The sequence below is a fragment of the Pseudomonas sp. NBRC 111123 genome (genome assembly GCF_001320205.1).
GTDB lineage: Bacteria > Pseudomonadota > Gammaproteobacteria > Pseudomonadales > Pseudomonadaceae > Aquipseudomonas > Aquipseudomonas putida_J.
Window position 1 is genome coordinate 69,830 of sequence record NZ_BCAZ01000018.1, and the last position, 18,967, is coordinate 88,796.

At 61.2% G+C, this 18,967-nt stretch carries 19 protein-coding genes; 8 read left to right on the forward strand and 11 right to left on the reverse strand.

What is annotated here, in order from left to right; genetic code table 11:
- Positions 1-162: 162 nt before the first annotated feature.
- Both APH27_RS11810 and APH27_RS11815 read right to left on the reverse strand, forming a co-directional pair.
- Complete coding sequence (locus APH27_RS11810; RefSeq protein WP_027918016.1) at positions 163-1,506, reverse strand: tryptophan--tRNA ligase; 1,344 nt, start codon at positions 1,504-1,506, stop codon at positions 163-165.
- A gap of 25 nt (positions 1,507-1,531) precedes the next feature.
- Positions 1,532-2,167, reverse strand: a complete 636-nt coding sequence (locus APH27_RS11815; RefSeq protein WP_060484875.1) for an alpha/beta hydrolase — start codon at positions 2,165-2,167, stop codon at positions 1,532-1,534.
- Positions 2,168-2,302: 135 nt separating this feature from the next.
- Between APH27_RS11815 and APH27_RS11820 the strand changes: the two genes are divergently transcribed.
- Positions 2,303-2,740, forward strand: a complete 438-nt coding sequence (locus APH27_RS11820) for a YhcB family protein (protein ID WP_027918018.1) — start codon at positions 2,303-2,305, stop codon at positions 2,738-2,740.
- 161 nt (positions 2,741-2,901) lie between these two features.
- On the opposite strand, the gene APH27_RS11825 is transcribed toward APH27_RS11820, so the two are convergent.
- Complete coding sequence (locus APH27_RS11825) at positions 2,902-4,098, reverse strand: methionine gamma-lyase (RefSeq protein ID WP_060484876.1); 1,197 nt, start codon at positions 4,096-4,098, stop codon at positions 2,902-2,904.
- A 127-nt stretch (positions 4,099-4,225) separates the two neighbouring features.
- Between APH27_RS11825 and APH27_RS11830 the strand changes: the two genes are divergently transcribed.
- From APH27_RS11830 to APH27_RS11845, 4 genes are all read left to right on the forward strand, one after another.
- Positions 4,226-4,705 carry an Lrp/AsnC family transcriptional regulator gene (locus APH27_RS11830; protein WP_027918020.1) on the forward strand — a complete coding sequence of 160 codons (480 nt, stop codon included), beginning with the start codon at positions 4,226-4,228 and terminating at the stop codon, positions 4,703-4,705.
- Between the two features lie 229 nt (positions 4,706-4,934).
- The gene (locus tag APH27_RS11835; protein ID WP_060484877.1) at positions 4,935-5,198 is read left to right on the forward strand and encodes a bacteriocin immunity protein; all 264 of its coding nucleotides are present in this window, start codon (positions 4,935-4,937) and stop codon (positions 5,196-5,198) included.
- Between the two features lie 122 nt (positions 5,199-5,320).
- On the forward strand, positions 5,321-5,677 hold the full coding sequence (locus tag APH27_RS11840) for an S-type pyocin (protein ID WP_256208041.1): 357 nt from the start codon (positions 5,321-5,323) through the stop codon (positions 5,675-5,677).
- Positions 5,677-5,937, forward strand: a complete 261-nt coding sequence (locus tag APH27_RS11845; RefSeq protein ID WP_256250577.1) for a bacteriocin immunity protein — start codon at positions 5,677-5,679, stop codon at positions 5,935-5,937. Before APH27_RS11840 ends, APH27_RS11845 begins: the two co-directional genes overlap by 1 nt.
- Positions 5,938-6,588: 651 nt before the next feature.
- Here the strand turns inward: APH27_RS11845 and cysN are convergent.
- The 3 genes from cysN to APH27_RS11860 all read right to left on the reverse strand — a co-directional run bounded on the left by cysN (position 6,589) and on the right by APH27_RS11860 (position 10,535).
- Positions 6,589-8,490: a sulfate adenylyltransferase subunit CysN gene (gene cysN, locus APH27_RS11850; RefSeq protein WP_060484879.1), complete on the reverse strand. Its 1,902-nt coding sequence runs from the start codon at positions 8,488-8,490 to the stop codon at positions 6,589-6,591.
- Positions 8,491-8,505: 15 nt separating this feature from the next.
- On the reverse strand, positions 8,506-9,423 hold the full coding sequence (gene cysD, locus APH27_RS11855) for a sulfate adenylyltransferase subunit CysD (protein WP_027918026.1): 918 nt from the start codon (positions 9,421-9,423) through the stop codon (positions 8,506-8,508).
- A 353-nt stretch (positions 9,424-9,776) separates the two neighbouring features.
- Positions 9,777-10,535, reverse strand: a complete 759-nt coding sequence (locus APH27_RS11860) for a Nif3-like dinuclear metal center hexameric protein (RefSeq protein ID WP_027918027.1) — start codon at positions 10,533-10,535, stop codon at positions 9,777-9,779.
- A 168-nt stretch (positions 10,536-10,703) separates the two neighbouring features.
- On the opposite strand from APH27_RS11860, the gene algW reads away from it, so the two are divergent.
- A complete protein-coding gene (gene algW, locus APH27_RS11865) occupies positions 10,704-11,864 on the forward strand; it encodes a Do family serine endopeptidase AlgW (protein WP_027918028.1) in 1,161 nt (386 codons plus the stop codon).
- Between the two features lie 36 nt (positions 11,865-11,900).
- On the opposite strand, the gene APH27_RS11870 is transcribed toward algW, so the two are convergent.
- The 4 genes from APH27_RS11870 to APH27_RS11885 form a co-directional block, all read right to left on the reverse strand.
- Positions 11,901-12,665 (reverse strand): amino acid ABC transporter ATP-binding protein, encoded by a 765-nt coding sequence (locus APH27_RS11870; RefSeq protein ID WP_027918029.1) that lies wholly within the window; start codon positions 12,663-12,665, stop codon positions 11,901-11,903.
- Between the two features lie 10 nt (positions 12,666-12,675).
- Positions 12,676-13,773 (reverse strand): amino acid ABC transporter permease, encoded by a 1,098-nt coding sequence (locus APH27_RS11875; protein WP_060484880.1) that lies wholly within the window; start codon positions 13,771-13,773, stop codon positions 12,676-12,678.
- 10 nt (positions 13,774-13,783) lie between these two features.
- On the reverse strand, positions 13,784-14,962 hold the full coding sequence (locus APH27_RS11880; RefSeq protein WP_060484881.1) for an amino acid ABC transporter permease: 1,179 nt from the start codon (positions 14,960-14,962) through the stop codon (positions 13,784-13,786).
- A gap of 66 nt (positions 14,963-15,028) precedes the next feature.
- The gene (locus APH27_RS11885) at positions 15,029-16,057 is read right to left on the reverse strand and encodes an amino acid ABC transporter substrate-binding protein (protein ID WP_027918032.1); all 1,029 of its coding nucleotides are present in this window, start codon (positions 16,055-16,057) and stop codon (positions 15,029-15,031) included.
- 331 nt (positions 16,058-16,388) lie between these two features.
- Between APH27_RS11885 and APH27_RS11890 the strand changes: the two genes are divergently transcribed.
- Positions 16,389-17,045, forward strand: a complete 657-nt coding sequence (locus tag APH27_RS11890; protein ID WP_027918033.1) for an alpha/beta hydrolase — start codon at positions 16,389-16,391, stop codon at positions 17,043-17,045.
- Between the two features lie 101 nt (positions 17,046-17,146).
- Positions 17,147-18,610, forward strand: a complete 1,464-nt coding sequence (gene rhlB / locus APH27_RS11895; RefSeq protein ID WP_060484882.1) for an ATP-dependent RNA helicase RhlB — start codon at positions 17,147-17,149, stop codon at positions 18,608-18,610.
- Positions 18,611-18,774: 164 nt separating this feature from the next.
- Here the strand turns inward: rhlB and APH27_RS11900 are convergent.
- Positions 18,775-18,967 (reverse strand): molybdenum cofactor biosynthesis protein MoaE (locus APH27_RS11900; protein WP_177331663.1); only part of this gene is annotated, 193 nt, incomplete at its 5' end.

Below are 18,967 nucleotides of genomic sequence, written 5' to 3' on the forward strand. Positions count from 1 at the left end.
CTGTAGCGACAGGCCCGCTTAATGGCAATCAGACTTGCGGCGAAATGCCTCAGGCGGTTCGCATTCCTGTGGGAGCGGCGGTTCGGCGCCCCGATTTACCCGCGAAGCAGACAACGCGGTGCCTGGCACCGGCTATGCCGGTGTTCGCGGATAAATCCGCTCCTACAACGGCTGAAGCGCTACACGAAGGCTTTCGACAGCCGAATCACGGGCTTCGGCGCTGTCGAACTGCGGCCCGTCGGCAACCTGCTCGCCGTTGAGCCACAGGCTGAAGCCCAGGCCTTCGACACGCACGTCGGCTTCGCCGCCCTGCTGCAGCTGCTTGCTCACGGCACCGGCGCTCTTGCCGTCGGCGAAACTGCGCGACAGCAACAGCTGCTCGCCATCGGCGGCCAGCAGGCGGAAGCGGAAGCTGCCGTCTTCGTCACGGAAGCTGACAAAGCGTGCGCTCTTGGCGGCTTTCTTCTTCACCTCGGTGGTGGCCTGCACGCTGCTGCGGAACGAACGCAGGCCAACGGCCTCGCGCAGCTGCTCGAGGAACGGGGTGGCGATCTTGCGCGCCTTGGCGGCGCCGGCAAGGAGGATGTCCTCCAGGTCTGCCGGGCGCGAGATCAGCTGGTGATAGTGCTCACGCTTCTCGGCCAGCTGGCCGTCGAGCAGCTGGAACAGGCGCTGCTTGGCCTCGCCCCAGCCCAGGCCCTGCAGCAGCTCATCGCGGAACGCTGCGCACTGCGCTGGCGTCGAGAAGGCCTGGAACAGGGTGAACAGGTGCGAATTGTCCGGGTCCTTGGCTTCGCCAGGCGCACGCGAGTCGGTGACGATGCGCGAGATGGCGTCTTTCATGTCCTTGGCGCTGGTGAACAACGGGATGGTGTTGTCGTAGCTTTTGGACATCTTGCGCCCGTCCAGACCCGGCAGGGTCGCCACGCTCTCCTCGATCACCGCTTCCGGCAGGGCGAAGAAGTCGTTGCCCTGGCCGAACAGGTGGTTGAAGCGCTGGCCGATGTCACGGGCCATTTCCACGTGCTGGATCTGGTCACGGCCGACCGGCACCTTGTTGGCATTGAACATCAGGATGTCTGCAGCCATCAGCACGGGGTAGCTGTAAAGGCCCATGGTCACGCCGGCATCCGGGTCTTCGCCGGTTTCCAGGTTCTTGTCCACCGAGGCCTTGTAGGCGTGGGCGCGGTTGAGCAAGCCCTTGGCCGCGACGCAAGTCAGCAGCCAGGTCAGCTCCGGGATCTCGGGGATGTCGGACTGGCGGTAGAAGGTCACCTTTGCCGGGTCCAGGCCACCGGCCAGCCAGGTGGCGGCGATTTCCAGGCGCGAACGCTGGATGCGCAGCGGGTCGTCGCACTTGATCAGGGCGTGGTAGTCGGCCAGGAAATAGAACGAGTCGACACCGGGCTGCTGGCTGGCGACGATCGCCGGGCGGATGGCGCCGGCGTAGTTGCCCAGATGCGGGGTGCCGGTGGTGGTGATACCGGTGAGGATGCGCGTGGTCATGGGTGTTCGCTTATTCAGGCTTGGCTCAGTTCGAAAGGCGCGGCAGCAGCAGATCCTTCAGATCGGTCAGCTTGCCATGGAAGAAGTGTCCGCATTCTGCCACTTTCAGCAGCTCATGGGGGCGACCCAGTGCGTCGGACCATTCGTAAACCAGTTGCGGATCGACGACTTCATCGGCGTCTGGCTGCACCACGGCGATCGGGCAGCGCTGCGGCAGCGGGAAGTCGGCGGTCAGGCGCATCACCGCCGGGGCGATCATGAACAGCTGTTGCAGCTCCACACCCTGCGCTTCAAGGCGCCCGGCCAGGCTGGTGGCGACAAAGCCGCCGAACGAGAAGCCCATCAGCACCAGCGGCAGCTCAGGGTGCTTCGCGCGCAGCCACGCTGCGGCGGCCTCGGCATCGGCCACCTCGCCAGCGCCCATGTCATGGCTGCCGGCACTTTGGCCGACACCGCGGTAGTTGAAGCGCAAAGTCACATAGCCGGCGTCGCGGGCGGTGCGCTGCAGGGTCGAAACCACCTTGTTGAGCATGGTGCCGCCCTGGACCGGGTTGGGGTGGCAGATCAACACCGCACCGCGGGCATCGGCCACATCCAGGTACAAGGCTTCCAGCTGGCCGATCGGGCCATCGATGAACAAGGGGGTTTCGCGAACAAGCAAGGCACTACTCCGTGACCTCAAGGGGGGTCGTTTCGTCTAGGTGAGGAATTCTGTTCTGATTTGCGATCGCTCGCGGTATACAGCGCAGGTCTGAGCCGTTAACGTAAAGCAAAGCCGTTTATAGAGGAAGGACTCGTGGAACTCTCGCTCCTTGTTTGGTTGTTGCCAACCCTGGCCCTGGTCATCGGTGTGGCGGTCGGTTTCATCGTGGCCCGCCTGTTGCCCAATGCGGCCCCCAGCAGCACCCAACGTCAGCTGGACGATATCCAGCAGCGTTTCGACAGCTACCAGAACCAGGTGGTTACCCACTTCAACAGCACTGCGGTACTGGTCAAAAAGCTGACCCAGAGCTATCAGGACGTGCAGGATCACCTGGCCGACGGCGCCAACCACCTGGCACTCGACGAGCTGACCCGCCAGCGTCTGCTCGCCGCCCTGCACTCCGAGGGTACCCAGGGTCCGCGTGACCGCCTGACCCCACCGAAGGACACCGCGGAAGTGCCGCGCGACTATGCACCGAAGTCGCCGAACTCGCCGGGCATGCTCGACGAAAGCTACGGCCTCAAGCGCTGATCAGCTGAAAATGAACAAGGCCTCGCATGAGGCCTTTTTCTTGGGCTGGATTCACTGGCCTCTTCGTGGGTAAACCCGCTCCCACGGGACTTCACAGGTTTTGAAGGCTGCGCGGTCTTTGTGGGAGCGGGTTTACCCGCGAAGAGGCCCGAGCAAGCAATCTAGCTGCAAGCCTTCAAAGCCTGCTCGACATCCGCCAGCAGATCCTCGACATCTTCCAGCCCCACCGACAACCGCACCAGGCCCTCGGAAATCCCGTGATGCGCCCGCTCTTCGGGCGTATAGCTGGAATGGGTCATGCTCGCAGGGTGCTGCGCCAGCGACTCGGCATCGCCCAGGCTCACCGCCCGGGCAAACAGTTGCAGCGCATTCATGAAGCGCCGCCCGGCTTCGATCCCGCCCTTGAGCTCGAAAGCGATCATCCCGCCCGGCAAGCGCATCTGCCGCTGCGCCAGTTCGTATTGAGCGAACGAGGGCAGCCCCGGATACTGGATCAGCTCCACCTGCGGCCGACACGCAAGGAATTCAGCAACTTGCAGGGCATTCGCGCAGTGACGGTCCATGCGCAACGCGAGGGTCTTGATGCCACGCATCAAAAGTGAGGCATCGTGCGGCGACAGTACCGCGCCAGTCATGTCCTTGAGGCCTTCAAGGCGAATCCGGTCCACCAGCGCCTTGCGCCCGATCACCAGGCCAGCCGTGATATCACCATGGCCACTGAGGTACTTGGTCGCCGAATGCACCACCAGGTCGGCGCCCAGCTCCAGAGGCCGCTGCAGATACGGCGTGCAATAGGTGTTGTCGACCACGATATGCAGGTCATGCCCCCGCGCCGCTTCGGCCACCGCCGCGATATCGACCAGTTGCATGTTCGGATTGGCCGGTGTTTCGAAGTAGATCATCCGGGTCTTGTGGGTGATCGCTGCTTTCAGCGCCTGGGTGTCGTTGAGGTCGACATGGCGGATTTTCACCCCGAACTCACCGATGCCATGGTGCATGAAGGCAAAGGTGCAGCCATACACCGTGCGCCCGACGATCAGTTCGTCACCGGGGCGCAGCAGAGTCCACAAGGTCGAGGTGATGGCGCCCATGCCCGAGGCCAGCGCCAGGCCTGCCTCGCCCCCTTCCAGCGACGCCATGCGCTGCTCCAGCAAGGCCAGGGTCGGGTTGGAGATGCGGCTATAGAAGTGCCCGCCCTGCTCCCCGGCAAAGCACGCCGCGCCGTATTCGACGTTGGGGAAGGCATACGTTGCAGTCTGGTAAACCGGGGGCACCAGAGCACCACCGTGGGAAAGCGGGTCGTAGCCATGGTGGATGGCGCGGGTGGAAAAACCGGTGTTGTTATGGGAGTCGCGCATGGCAACAGCCTCTGGTGGTTTGCTATAAGCTTATGCCACCGAGCTGCCTGATATTTTCCAAAGTTGCCCACGCATTGGCGCATGCTTTGGAAAGAAAACAACAAATACAACACCAGGAGGGCAAAACATGCCTTCAAGCCTCGACCGCACTGACCGCGCCCTGCTCGCGGCCTTGCAGGACAACGCCCGCCTCACCGTTTCCGAACTCGCCGACCAGGTCTCGCTGACCACCTCGCCTTGCTGGCGACGGGTCAAGTTGCTGGAGGACAACGGCTACATCACCGGTTATCAGGCCATTCTTTCGCCCAAGTCGCTTGGGTTTGGGGTGACGGCATTTGTCAGCATCATGATGGACTCGCATACCAAAGATATGGCTTTAGCGTTCGAGCAAAGGCTGATGGAGATTCCCGAGATTGTTGCTTGCCATAACATCTCCGGGCGGTATGACTTTCTCTTGGAGATTCTGGCGAAGGATCTTGAGTCGTTTGGCGAATTTACCCGGGAAGTGCTGCAGCGGTTGCCAGGGGTGAAGGAGATTTATTCAAGCTTTTCCTACAAGGCTGTTAAGGAAAAGCGCGTTATTCCTGTTTCCGAAAAGCATATTTAAACCAGATCTTTCCAATCAGCAGGAACACTCCTACTGATTGACGAGCAGCGCCTGACATACAGGAAAAACTGCCTGGAGCACGCTTTGCCATGTAGCGACCAGGAGGATGACTACATGGTTCAAAATGAAACCGTCAAATTTGGTGAACCCTTGCGTGATACCCGCGGTGCGCTGAATCTGAATGAGGGCGTCTTGAGGCCCACAACCGAATCCACTACGGGACATCGCAATGAAAGACAACAAAATATTTTCCGACTTCACCGAGGCTGAATTCCTTGAGTTCATTACCTCCATCACCGATCCGGCGGATGATGTAAGCGAAAAAGAACTGGATATGCGCATCATGAAATTCAAAGAAATCTCTGAGCACCCCAGCGGATCTGACCTTATTTATTGGCCTGAAGCCGATGGACTGGACACCCCTGAAGAAATTTTACGAATCATTAAAGAGTGGCGCGCCTCCAACCAAAAAACTGGATTGAAAGCCTCTTGAGCCCTAAGCCCCGCTCCGGCGGGGTACCTCCCTTTGGAGTGAGAACGCTCCTACAAATCCTTCAAAATGAACCTACATCCAATGTAGCACGGTGAATATTTCCATCCCAAAAAAACATAGCCATGATCTCGACATCACTTCAAGAGAGAAACGCTGACATGGCATTCCCACTCCCCGGGCATATAGCAAACAAACTTGCTGAACAAACCTTCATCGACTTCGACGATTTCTCTCAGGCCTTCTGGCTGGCAATTGCAGAAGACCCGATCTACTCCCAACAATTCGTTACCTCGCAACTCAACCGCATCAAGCAAGGCTGGCCACCCCGCGCGCCTTTCGCTGAAACCGCAAAAGGCGTGCGCAACTTCGAGATCTGCCACCTCGACTCACCCGCCTTTGGCGGTGCGATGTACGATGCCGAGAACCTGCGGATCATGAGTGCCCTGCAGTATGCGCTGTCATCGGAGGTGAAGTGGTGATGAGTCAAAAACGCTCCCTTACAAATTACACGCGCGCCGAGTTCAGGACTGTGGTTGAGGAATTGCTACAGGCTTCCGGTACCTCGGCTTGGCAGGATCGCTTGCTCGAACACTTTATCGAGATGGCCGGCCACCCGGATGGCTCTGACCTCCTCTACTACCCGGCAAACGACCTCGAGGGCTGCGCCGAGGGGGTGATCGCACGGATCATTGCTTGGCGAAAATCAAAGGAACTTCCCTTGTTCAATGACATGCAATGAACAAATCTGTATGGATGTTGATGCGGCTTCTATCCGGTTGCACCAATGGCAGAAACCTGCTTTTGCCTGATCGGCAGAACCCGAAATTTGCCTGCGATATGGATCCTTACAAGCAAGGATGTGAACGCCGAAGTGACTATGACCGGCACTTCGACTCCGTCGAGGGCAAGAAAGGCTAGAGGGTACAAAACAGTGGCCTTGTGATACTTGATATCAGCTACCTGCCTATGGCTTGCCAAGAAATAGCGTGATGTCTACCAAGTGCCTGTCTTGAGTTGTGCAGCGGTGCGCAAATCGAGTGCCGCCCGCGCGGCGCATCGCGGATAAATCCGCTCCCTCATTTGTTGCAACGTGCCGAACCTGTGAGGTCAGGGTTGCCTGCCTTGGCGCATGTCTTGAGACATGCGGAGCGGTGTCAGCGCCAATCTCAAAATCCAACCGAACGCACAAGGCTGACAACCATGGCCTATCAGGCATGGCCACGTTGCAGCAAATGTGGGAGCGGATTTATCCGCAATGCGCCGCGCGGGCGGCGCTCGTTTTCATAGGCGCTGAAAATGTCACGGCAAGCGCCCGGTAACCAAAATGTATCTTCCCGCCCCGCAAACAAAAAACCCCGCCGAAGCGGGGTTTTTCATTCAGCACCTGCGTTTAGATGGCGCCACGCTGACGCAGCACATCCAGCACCTGCTTCACGCCTTCTTCAACGCTGGTGCTCTGGGTATCAATCACCAGGTCCGCATCCAGCGGCACGTCGAACGGGAAGCTCTCGCCCGGAATGTTGTCGCCACCCGCAGCGTACAGGCCTTGCGGGTCACGCTCGCGGCACGCCAGCGGCGAGGCCTGAACGTAAACGGTCACCAGGCGGTCCTTGCCGATCAGCGCCTTGGCCTGTTCGCGGCCTTCGGCATCCGGGGCAACGAACGCAGCCAGGGTCAGCAGGCCGGCTTCGTTGAACTGGCGCGCCACGTGGGCGGCGCGACGCCAGTTCTCGGTGCGGCCGGCACGGTCCTGTGGCAGGCCCTTGTTCAGGTCATGGCGCAGGTTCTGGCCATCGAGCACGTACACCGCACGGCCCATGTCGAACAGCTTGCGCTCGACGGCATAGGCCAGAGTGCTCTTGCCTGCGCCGGACAGGCCGCTGAACAGCACGGTGGCCGGTTGCTGGCCGAAGCGCATGGCGCGCTCTTCGGTAGCCACGTGAGCCTGCTTGCCATGCTGGCCAGTGCTGCCGTGCGGCAGGACTGGCGGCGCGATGATCATGCCGGCGCCGACGGTGCCGTTGGTCAGGCGGTCGATGACGATAAACGCGCCAGTGGTGCGGTTACTGTCGTAACCGTCCAGGGCGATAGAGGCGTCCAGGGCTACCTTGACGCGGCCAATCTCGTTCAACTGCAGAGCGCTTGCAGCCCCCTGCTCCAAGGTATTCACATCGACCTTGTGGGTGATGCTGGCAATCGAGCCCGGCACATAGCTGGTGGCGCGCTTGATGTCGTATTTCTTGCCTGGGAGCATCGGCTCTTCGGCCATCCACACCAGCATGGCGTCGAACTGGTCGGTCACCGGTGGCACGTTATCGGCGTGCACCAGCAGGTCGCCACGGGAGATATCGATCTCGTCTTCCATGGTCAGGGTCACCGCCTGGCCTGGGCCGGCGTTTTCCAGTTCGCCTTCGTAGGTGACGATGGACTTGACCCGGCTGCTCTTGCCCGAAGGCAGCACGACGATTTCGTCGCCTTTGTGCACCACGCCACTGGCGAGGGTGCCGGCGAAGCCACGGAAGTTCAGGTTCGGGCGGTTGACGTACTGCACCGGGAACCGCAGGTCGGTGAAGTTGCGGTCGGCCGACACTTCGACGGTTTCGAGGATTTCCATCAGCGTCGGGCCGGCGTACCACGGCGAGCGATCGCTGTGGTTGACCACGTTGTCGCCCTTGAGCGCCGACATCGGCACGAAGTGCAGGCTGCTCGGAGTCAGGTTGATGGCGTCGGCGAACTTCAGGTAATCGGCCTTGATCGACTCGAAGACTTCTTCATCGAAGCCCTTGAGGTCCATCTTGTTGACCGCAACCACGATGTGCTTGATGCCCAGCAAGGATGCGATGTAGCTGTGGCGGCGGGTCTGGGTCTGCACGCCGTAGCGGGCATCGACCAGGATGATCGCCAGGTCACAGGTCGACGCACCGGTGGCCATGTTGCGGGTGTACTGCTCGTGGCCCGGGGTGTCGGCGATGATGAACTTGCGCTTGGCGGTGGAGAAGTAGCGGTAGGCGACATCGATGGTGATGCCCTGCTCACGCTCGGCCTGCAGGCCGTCGACCAGCAACGCCAGGTCGACTTCTTCGCCGGTGGTGCCGACTTTCTTCGAATCACGGGTGATGGCTTCGAGGTGGTCCTCGTAGATCATCTTGGAGTCGTGCAGCAGGCGCCCGATCAGGGTGCTCTTGCCATCGTCGACGTTGCCGCAGGTCAGGAAGCGCAGCAGTTCCTTGCGCTCGTGCTGGGCCAGGTAGGCGAGGATGTCCTCGCTGATCAGATCAGATTGGTGCGACATGGAGTAACCCTGAAATTAGAAGTAGCCTTGGCGTTTCTTGTCTTCCATGGAACCGGCGCCATCGTGGTCGATGACACGGCCCTGGCGTTCGGACGTACGGGTCAGGAGCATTTCCTGAATGATGTCCGTCAGGGTCTCGGCTTCCGACTCGACAGCGCCCGTCAGCGGGTAGCAGCCGAGGGTACGGAAACGCACCTTCTTCTTGACGATGCGCGCCTTCTCTTCCTCGGAGAGGTGCTCGAGGATGCGATCGTCGTCGATCATGATCAGGGTGCCGTTCTTCTCGATGACTTCACGCTCGGCGGCGAAGTACAGCGGCACGATCGGGATGCCTTCGAGGTAGATGTACTGCCAGATGTCCAGCTCGGTCCAGTTCGACAGCGGGAAGACGCGGATCGACTCGCCCTTGTTGACCTTGCCGTTGTAGACGTTCCACAGCTCCGGGCGCTGGTTCTTCGGGTCCCAGCGGTGCTTGCTGTCACGGAACGAGTAGACACGCTCCTTGGCCCGCGACTTCTCTTCGTCGCGGCGCGCGCCACCAAAGGCAGCATCGAAACCATACTTGTCCAGTGCCTGCTTGAGGCCCTGGGTCTTCATGATATCGGTGTGCTTGGAGCTGCCATGCGTGAACGGGTTGATGCCCTGCGCCACACCCTCAGGGTTGACGTGGGTGATCAGCTCCAGGCCCATTTCCTCGACCATCTTGTCGCGGAAGCTGTACATCTCCTGGAATTTCCACTGGGTGTCGACGTGCATCACCGGGAACGGCAGCTTGCCCGGGAAGAAGGCCTTGCGCGCCAGGTGCAGCATCACGGCGGAATCCTTGCCGATCGAGTACAGCATCACCGGGTTATCGAACTCGGCGGCCACCTCGCGGATGATGTGGATGCTTTCCGCCTCCAGCTGTTTCAAGTGCGTCAGTTTGTCGACCATGGCTACTCACGAAAAAACACGAAAAACGATCTTATGGACGGCCAGCGGGCCGTGTTCGAGCGAGCCACTTTATCACAGCGGCTGCTTCTATTTAGGAGGCGGGCTAGATCGAAAAAGTCTAACGATATGACTGAGGGTTTGGGGCTGGCAGGCCTGGCGCTTTCGCGGGTAAACCCGCTCCCACAGGTGATGCACAGACCTCAGGCTTGGCCCTATCCCTGTGGGAGCAGCTGAATTGCTCAACTCATGAAGACTGGCGCTATCCCTGTGGGAGCAGCTGAATTGCTCAACTCATGAAGACTGGCGCTATCCCTGTGGGAGCGGGTTTACCCGCGAAGCAGGCGACGCCGATATCAGATCGGATTTGGGCAGTCGATGAACAGATGCTCCAGGGCAAACCGCCGCGCCAGGTAATCGCCCAGCGCCTGCACGCCGTACCGCTCGGTTGCATGGTGCCCGGCGGCAATAAAGCTGACCCCGTTCTCGCGGGCGCTGTGATAGGTCTGCTCCGACGCCTCGCCGGTGAGATACAGGTCCACTCCGGCAGCGATAGCGGTATCGATGTAGCCCTGCCCGCCCCCGGTGCACCAGCCGACCCGGCGAATCATCTGGTCGCCCTCCACCAGCAACGGCTCGCGCCCGAGCACTTCCTGCACCCGGCGGGCAAAATCGCGCGCGGTCACCGGCTCGCTCAGCGAGCCGACCAGCCCGACGACCTTGGGGTTTTCCGGGTCCAGCGGGCCTTCGACGGTGATATCCAGTTGCCGCGCCAACTGCACGTTGTTGCCAACCTCGGGGTGCACATCCAGCGGCAAATGAAACGCCAGCAGGCTGATGTCGTGCTTGAGCAATGTCTTCAGCCGGCGCTGACGGATCCCGGTAACGCAGGGGTTCTCGCCCTTCCAGAAGTAACCGTGGTGCACCAGGATCAGGTCGGCCTCGGCCTCGACCGCAGCATCCAGCAGCGCCTGGCTGGCAGTGACGCCGCTGACGATGCGACTGACCTGCGGCCGCCCCTCGACCTGCAGGCCGTTGGGGCAATAATCCTGGATCTTCGCGCTGCCCAGGTAGCGTTCGGCTTCCTCGACGAGGGTGTTGAGTGCGACGGCCATGAAAATCTCCTCGAAATCTGCGCTTTTCTCGGGCGCAACGTCTGGAGAACGCCCGTATAATGCCGGCCATTATGGGCCGTCGCCGGCATCGGGGGAACCGGTGTATGATCGCGCGCGCTCATGCCCCACTGCGCGGCCGATGGCCCCCGCTCTTTCCAGGACTCGTTCATGTTCAAGGCTTTGCGTTACTTTGGCTGGCCCCTGCTCACCGGCATTCTGATCGCCGTACTGATCATCCAGCGCTACCCAGAGTGGGTCGGCCTGCCCAGCCAGGACGTCAACCTGCAGCAAGCCCCGCAAACCACGCGGATCATGCAGGGGCCGGTGTCCTACGCCGACGCCGTGACCCTCGCCGCCCCGGCGGTGGTCAACCTGTACACCACCAAGGTGGTGAACAAGACCGCTCACCCGCTGTTCGAGGACCCGCAGTTCCGCCGTTTCTTCGGTGACAACCTGCCCAAGCAGCGCCGCTGGGAGTCGAGCCTGGGTTCGGCGGTGATCATGAGCCCCGAGGGCTACCTGCTGACCAACAACCACGTCACCAGCGGTGCCGACCAGATCGTCGTGGCCCTGAAGGACGGCCGCGAAACCCTGGCACGGGTGATCGGCAGCGACCCGGAAACCGACCTGGCGGTGTTGAAGATCGACCTGAAGAACCTGCCAGCCATCACCATCGGCCGCTCAGACAACATCCACATCGGTGATGTGGTGCTGGCCATTGGCAACCCGTTTGGTGTTGGCCAGACCGTGACCATGGGCATCATCAGCGCCACCGGCCGCAACCAGCTGGGCCTGAACAACTACGAAGACTTCATTCAGACCGACGCGGCGATCAACCCGGGCAACTCCGGTGGTGCGCTGGTCGACGCCAATGGCAACCTGGTCGGTATCAACACGGCCATCTTCTCCAAGTCCGGCGGCTCCCAGGGCATCGGCTTCGCCATCCCGATCAAGCTGGCGCTGGAGGTGATGAAATCGATCGTCGAACACGGCCAGGTGATCCGTGGCTGGCTGGGCATCGAGGTGCAGCCGTTGAGCCAGGAACTGGCCGAATCGTTCGGCATGCAGGGCCGCCCTGGCATCGTGGTGGCCGGTATCTTCCGCGACGGCCCGGCACAGAAGGCCGGGTTGCAGCTGGGTGACGTGATCCTGAGCATCAACGGTGAACCCGCTGGCGACGGGCGCAAGTCGATGAACCAGGTGGCGCGGATCAAGCCGACCGACAAGATCACCATCGAGGTGATGCGCAATGGTCAGCAGCTGAAGCTGATTGCCGAAGTAGGGCTGCGGCCGCCACCGGCACCCGCCACCAACTCGGAAGAGAAGTAAGGGCAAAAAGGGGCTGCTTTGCAGCCCCTTTTTGCATCAGTGCAGGATCTGGCTGAGGAACAGCTTGGTCCGGTCGCTGCGCGGTCGGTCGAAGAAGTCATCCGGTGCCGCCTGCTCGACGATCTCCCCTTTGTCCATGAAGATCACCCGGTTCGCCACGGTGCGGGCAAAGCCCATCTCGTGGGTCACGCAGAGCATGGTCATGCCGTCCTCGGCCAGGCCGACCATGGTGTCGAGCACTTCCTTGACCATTTCCGGGTCCAGCGCCGACGTCGGCTCGTCGAACAGCATGATCTTCGGCTTCATGCACAGCGCCCGGGCAATTGCCACGCGCTGCTGCTGGCCCCCCGAGAGCTGCCCCGGGAACTTGTGCGCCTGCTCTGGAATACGTACCCGCTCCAGGTAGTGCATGGCGATTTCCTCGGCCTTGCGCCGGGGCATCTTGCGCACCCACATCGGCGCCAGCGTGCAGTTTTCCAGAATGCTCAGGTGCGGGAACAGGTTGAAGTGCTGGAACACCATGCCCACCTCGCGGCGGATCGCTTCGATCTGCTTGAGGTCGTTGGTCAGCTCCACGCCATCGACCACGATGCGGCCCTGTTGGTGCTCCTCCAGGCGGTTGAGGCAACGGATGGTGGTCGACTTGCCCGAGCCGGACGGGCCGCACAGCACGATACGCTCGCCCTGGCGCACGTTCAGGTTGATGTCCTTGAGCACATGGAACTGGCCGTACCACTTGTTCACGCCCTGCATCTGGATGATGCCTTCGGGGCCGGCAGGCTGCTTGATCGCTTCACTCATTTCGAAACTCCTAACGCTTGTGGCCAGTGTCCAGCTTGCGCTCCAGGTGCATGGAGTAGCGGGACATACCGAAACAGAAAATCCAGAACACCAGGGCGGCGAACACATAGCCCTCGGTGGCCATGCCCAGCCAGGCCGGGTCAGCGGCGGCTTGCTTGACGCTGTTGAGCAAGTCGAACAGGCCGATGATGATCACCAGGCTGGTGTCCTTGAACAGGGCGATGAAGGTGTTGACGATGCCGGGGATTACCAGCTTGAGCGCTTGCGGCAGGATCACCAGGCCCATCGCGCGCCAGTAGCCAAGGCCCATGGCCGCGGCAGCTTCGTACTGGCCCTTGGGGATGGCCTGCAGGCCACCGCGCACCACCTCGGCGACATACGCCGACTGGAACAGGATCACCCCGATCATCGCCCGCAGCAGCTTGTCGAAGCTCATGCCTTCAGGCAGGAACAACGGCAGCATCACCGACGACATGAACAGCACGGTGATCAGCGGCACGCCACGCCAGAACTCGATGAAGGTGACGCAGACCACCTTCACCGCGGGCATCCTCGAACGCCGCCCGAGGGCCAGCAGGATGCCCAGCGGCAAGGCGCCGACGATACCCACGGTGGCAATCACCAAGGTCAGCATCAGGCCGCCCCACTGGCTGGTGGCGACATTGGTCAGGCCCAGCAGGCCGCCGTGCAGCAAGGTGTAGGCAATGACTGGGTACAGCACCAGGAAGCCCAGGCCGTAGATGGCCTTGCGCGGGAAGCGCTTGATGAACAGCGGTGCGGCACCCAGCACGGCCAGCCACACGGTGAGGTCCACGCGCCAGCGTAGTTCGACCGGGTAGTAGCCATACATGAACTGACCGAAACGCTGCTGCACGAACACCCAGCAGGCGCCTTCTTTGGTGCAATCGGCGCGGGTGGTGCCGACCCAGTTGGCGTCGATCAGCGCCCATTGCACCAGCGGCGGCACGATCAGCCACACCAGGTACACGGCGAACAGGGTCAGCAGGGTGTTGAGCCAGCTGGAGAACAGGTTTGCACGCATCCATGCGAGCACGCCGACGGTTTTCACCGGTGGCGGCATGTCAGGTTTGAAAACATGGGCATTCACGGGCGTATCCTCACCGCTCGATCAGCGCTATGCGCTTGTTGTACCAGTTCATCAGCAGCGAAATGCTGATGCTGATGGCGAGATAGACACTCATGGTGATGGCGATCACCTCGATGGCCTGGCCGGTCTGGTTGAGCACGGTACCGGCGAACAGCGAGACCATCTCCGGGTAGCCGATACCGGCCGCCAGCGACGAGTTCTTCGCCAGGTTCAGGTACTGGCTGGTCAGCGGCGGAATGATCACCCGCAGTGCCTGGGGAATGATCACCTTGCGCAGGGTCGGGCCCTCACGCAGACCAAGGGAACGGGCGGCTTCGGTCTGACCATGGCTGACCGAACGAATACCCGAGCGCACGATTTCAGCGATGAACGCGGCGGTATAGATAGTCAGTGCCAACGTCAATGCCAGCAGCTCAGGTATCAGCACCCATCCGCCAACAAAGTTGAAGCCCTTCAGTTGTGGTATTTCCCAGTGCACCGGGCTGCCAGACAGCAGCACGCACAGGCCCGGGATGGCAATGAACAGCGCCAGCCCCACCCAGAACTTGTGGAACGGTTTGCCGGTTTCGTTGAAGCGCTTGTTGGCGTAACGCACCATCGCCACGATGGCCACGATCGCCAGCACCACGGCAGCGACAAACGGCCAGAAGCCGTCAGCCATGGAGGCGCCGGGCATGTTCAGGCCACGGTTGCTGATATAGAAAGTGTCGTCGATGTTGATGCTGCCCCGTGGCCCCGGCAGGGTCAGGAACACGGCAAAATACCAGAACAGGATCTGCAGCAACGGCGGGATATTGCGGAACGTCTCCACATATACGGTCGCCAGTTTGTTGATCATCCAGTTCGGTGACAGGCGTGCCACACCGATGATGAAGCCCAGGATCGTCGCCAGAATGACACCGATGAAGGTCACCAGCAGGGTATTGAGCAGGCCGATGACGAACACCCGCGCATAGCTGTCGGATTCCACATAGGGAATCAGGTGCTGGGCGATGCCGAAGCCGGCGCTGCGCTCGAGAAAGTCGAAACCCGAGGTGATGCCCCGGTGTTGCAGGTTGGTCTGGGTGTTGTGGAACAGGTACCAGCCCAGGCCCACCACGAAGGCGATCGTGAGTATCTGGAACAGCCAGGCGCGCACACGCGGGTCGTTCAGGGACAGCCCCTTGGGTGCGCCAATTTGATTTTGCATGAAGTGCCCCGAAAAATAGGGATTCGAACAACCTGCGGCGGCGGGATGCCGCCGCAGGTGCAGCCATCAGCGCACAGGTGGCGCGTACTGGATGCCGCCGTTGTTCCACAGGGCGTTCATGCCACGGTCGATCTTCAGGTCGGTGCTCTGGCCAAGGTTCTTCTCGAACACTTCGCCGTAGTTGCCGACTTGCTTGACGATCTGCACTACCCAGTCCTTGGGCAGCTTGAGGTCCTTGCCGTACTCGCCATCCGCGCCCAGCAGGCGGGCAACGTCCGGGTTCTTGGTGGACTTGGCTTCGGCCTCGACGTTCTTCGAGGTGATGCCGGCCTCTTCAGCGTTGAGCATCGCGAAAAGGGTCCACTTGACGATGCTGAACCAGTCTTCATCGCCCTTACGCACCACGGGGCCCAGCGGTTCCTTGGAGATGGTTTCCGGCAGAACCACGTAGTCGGTCGGCGCGGCCAGCTTGGAGCGCTGGGCGAACAGCTGCGACTTGTCCGAAGTCAGCACGTCGCAACGGCCAGACTCCAGCGACTTGGCGCTCTCGTCAGAGGTGTCGAAGGTGATCGGGGTGTACTTCAGGCCATTGGCACGGAAGAAGTCCGACACGTTCAGTTCAGTGGTGGTACCCGCCTGGATGCAGATGGTTGCGCCGTCGAGCTCCTTGGCGCTGGAAACGCCCAGCTTCTTGTTGACCAGGAAGCCAACACCGTCGTAGTAGGTGACGCCGGCGAACACCAGGCCCATGCCGGCATCACGCGAGCTGGTCCAGGTGGTGTTGCGCGACAGCACGTCGACTTCGCCCGATTGCAGCGCGGTGAAGCGTTCCTTGGCGTTGAGCTGGCTGAACTTGACCTTGGTCGCATCGCCGAACACGGCGGCGGCCACGGCGCGGCACACATCGGCGTCGATACCGACGATCTTGCCCTGCGCATCAGGTACCGAGAAGCCCGGAAGACCGTCGCTCACGCCACACTGGACGAAGCCCTTCTTCTTTACCGCATCGAGGGTGGCGCCGGCCTGGGCAGTGCTCACGGCGCCCAGCGCGGCGGCAGCGGTCAGGACTGCCAGGGTGGTTTTCAACATCTTCATTCACAACCTCCAAATCGCTCTTGTTGTACGAGCCGGAATTGCACCGCACCCTTTTGAGGCGCATCCGACCCTTGTTGGCTTGTTATTGGGTCAATTGGCGCAATGGGCTGTTCTGTGACAGCCTTCGCGTGCAAAGGGTGTTACCGTCACGGCCTGCCCTTTGCATCGAATGAAGAATTGCAAAGCGCGTACCAGATTTGTTGGCTGTAGCGTTTAAGCGATCGTCAAGTAGGGAAAGTTGTATCGTTGCGACATTCTTTTTCTGACAATCAATTCCCGCGCCTTCTTTTCACGCACGCGATAACAACACCCGCACTCTTTCGGAGCAGTCATGACCAACCCGCTGATTCTCGAACCCCAGAAAACCGCTGACGCCTGTGTGATCTGGTTGCACGGTTTGGGTGCCGACCGTTACGACTTCCTACCTGTTGCCGAATTCATGCAGGAGCGCCTGCTCAGCACTCGCTTCGTCATGCCCCAGGCGCCGACCCGCCCGGTGACCATCAATGGCGGCTATGCCATGCCAAGCTGGTACGACATCAAGGCCATGACCCCGGCCCGCGCCATTGACGAAGCGCAACTGGAAGAGTCGGCTGAACAGATCATCGGCCTGATCAAGGCCGAACAGGCCAAGGGCATCAATCTGTCGCGGATCATCCTCGCCGGCTTCTCCCAGGGCGGCGCGGTGGTGCTGCACACTGCCTATATAAAGTGGCAAGAGGCGCTGGGCGGCGTGATTGCCCTGTCCACTTACGCCCCGACCTTCACTGACAGCCATCAGCTAAGCGCCTGCCAGCAACGCACCCCGGCCCTTTGCCTGCATGGCGTGCACGACCCGGTGGTGATCCCGTCCATGGGCCGTACCGCGTTCGAATACCTCAATACCTGGGGCGTTGCCGCACGCTGGCACGAATACCCGATGGAACACGAAGTGGCAGTCGAGGAGCTGAGCGATATCCACGACTGGCTGAGCAAGCAATTGCAATAAGCCAACCCCATTTGTAGCTGTGGGAGTTTTCCGCTACGCCGCGTCCAGATCTTGCATTACACTGCCCGGCGTACATTCCTTAACCAGTTGATGAGACGATCGTGCTCAAGGCACTCAAGAAAATATTCGGCAAAGGAGACGCCGCGCCACAGGCCGTCGCTCCTGCTGCCAGCGTGACGCCAACGGCGCCCGCCCCTACAGCAGAGGCCCGGCCCGAGCCCAAACCGGCCGCGCCCCGCGCCAAGGCCGCCGCGATAGCCGAAGCAGCCACCGGTGCGCCAGCGCCCGCCGACAAGCCGGCCAAGGACAAACCACGTCGCGAACGCAAGCCCAAGCCCCAGGCAAGCCTGTGGAAGCCGGAAGATTTCGTGGTCGAGCCGCAGGAAGGCAAGACCCGTTTCCACGACTTCAAGCTCTCCAACGAGCTGATGCATGCCATCCACGACCTCGGCTTCCCTTACTGCACGCCGATCCAGGCGCAGGTACTGGGTTACACCTTGGCTGGCCAGGACGCCATCGGTCGCGCCCAGACCGGTACTGGCAAGACTGCGGCGTTCCTGATTTCGATCATTTCCCAGCTGCAGCAGACGCCGCCGCCGAAAGAACGCTACATGGGCGAGCCACGCGCACTGATCATCGCCCCCACCCGCGAGCTGGTGGTGCAGATCGCCAAGGACGCCGTCGCCCTGACCAAGTACACCGGTCTGAACGTGATGAGCTTCGTCGGCGGCATGGACTTCGACAAGCAGCTCAAGGCCCTGGAATCCCGTCACTGCGACATTCTGGTGGCCACCCCGGGCCGTCTGCTGGACTTCAACCAGCGCGGCGAAGTGCACCTGGACATGGTCGAGGTGATGGTGCTGGACGAAGCCGACCGCATGCTCGACATGGGCTTCATCCCCCAGGTACGGCAGATCATCCGCCAGACTCCGCCAAAGAGCGAACGCCAGACCCTGCTGTTCTCCGCCACCTTCACCGAAGATGTGATGAACCTGGCCAAGCAGTGGACCACCAACCCGGCGATCGTCGAGATCGAGCCGGAGAACGTCGCCAGCGAAACGGTCGAGCAACACGTGTATGCGGTGGCCGGCAGCGACAAGTACAAGCTGCTGTACAACCTGGTGACCCAGAACAAGTGGGAACGGGTGATGGTGTTCGCCAACCGCAAGGACGAGGTGCGGCGCATCGAGGAAAAACTCGTGCGCGACGGTATCAATGCCGCGCAGTTGTCGGGTGACGTTCCGCAGCACAAGCGTATTCGTACCCTCGAGAGCTTCCGTGAAGGGCGCATCACCGTGCTGGTGGCCACCGACGTGGCCGGGCGCGGGATTCACATCGACGGCATCAGCCACGTGATCAACTTCACCCTGCCGGAAGACCCGGATGATTACGTGCACCGCATTGGCCGTACTGGCCGTGCTGGCACCAGCGGTGTGTCGATCAGCTTTGCCGGTGAGGATGACTCCTACCAGCTGCCGGCGATCGAAGAGCTGTTGGGGCGCAAGATCAAGTGCGAGATGCCGCCGGATGAGCTGTTGAAGCCGGTGCCGCGCAAGCACCACTGATCGGCGCCGATTTCTTCGCGGGTAAACCCGCTCCCACAGGATTCTCTACAGGGTCTGCGGGCAGCGGTTTACCTGTGGTACCCAATTTCAGAATGCTGTGAAGATCCCCGTGGGAGCGGGTTTACCCGCGAACCGGGGCAAAGCCCCGGCCATCAAACCAAAAATTACCAGCGCCCAGCGGCATCCTGGTCACTCTGCTTGCCTTCCACCCAGCGCGGTCCTTCCTGGATATTTTCCTTCTTCCAGAACGGCGCCCGGGTCTTCAGGTAGTCCATGATGAAGTTGCAGGCATCGAATGCCGCCTGCCGATGGGCACTGGCCACGCCAACGAAGACGATCGGCTCGCCTGGTTCCAGC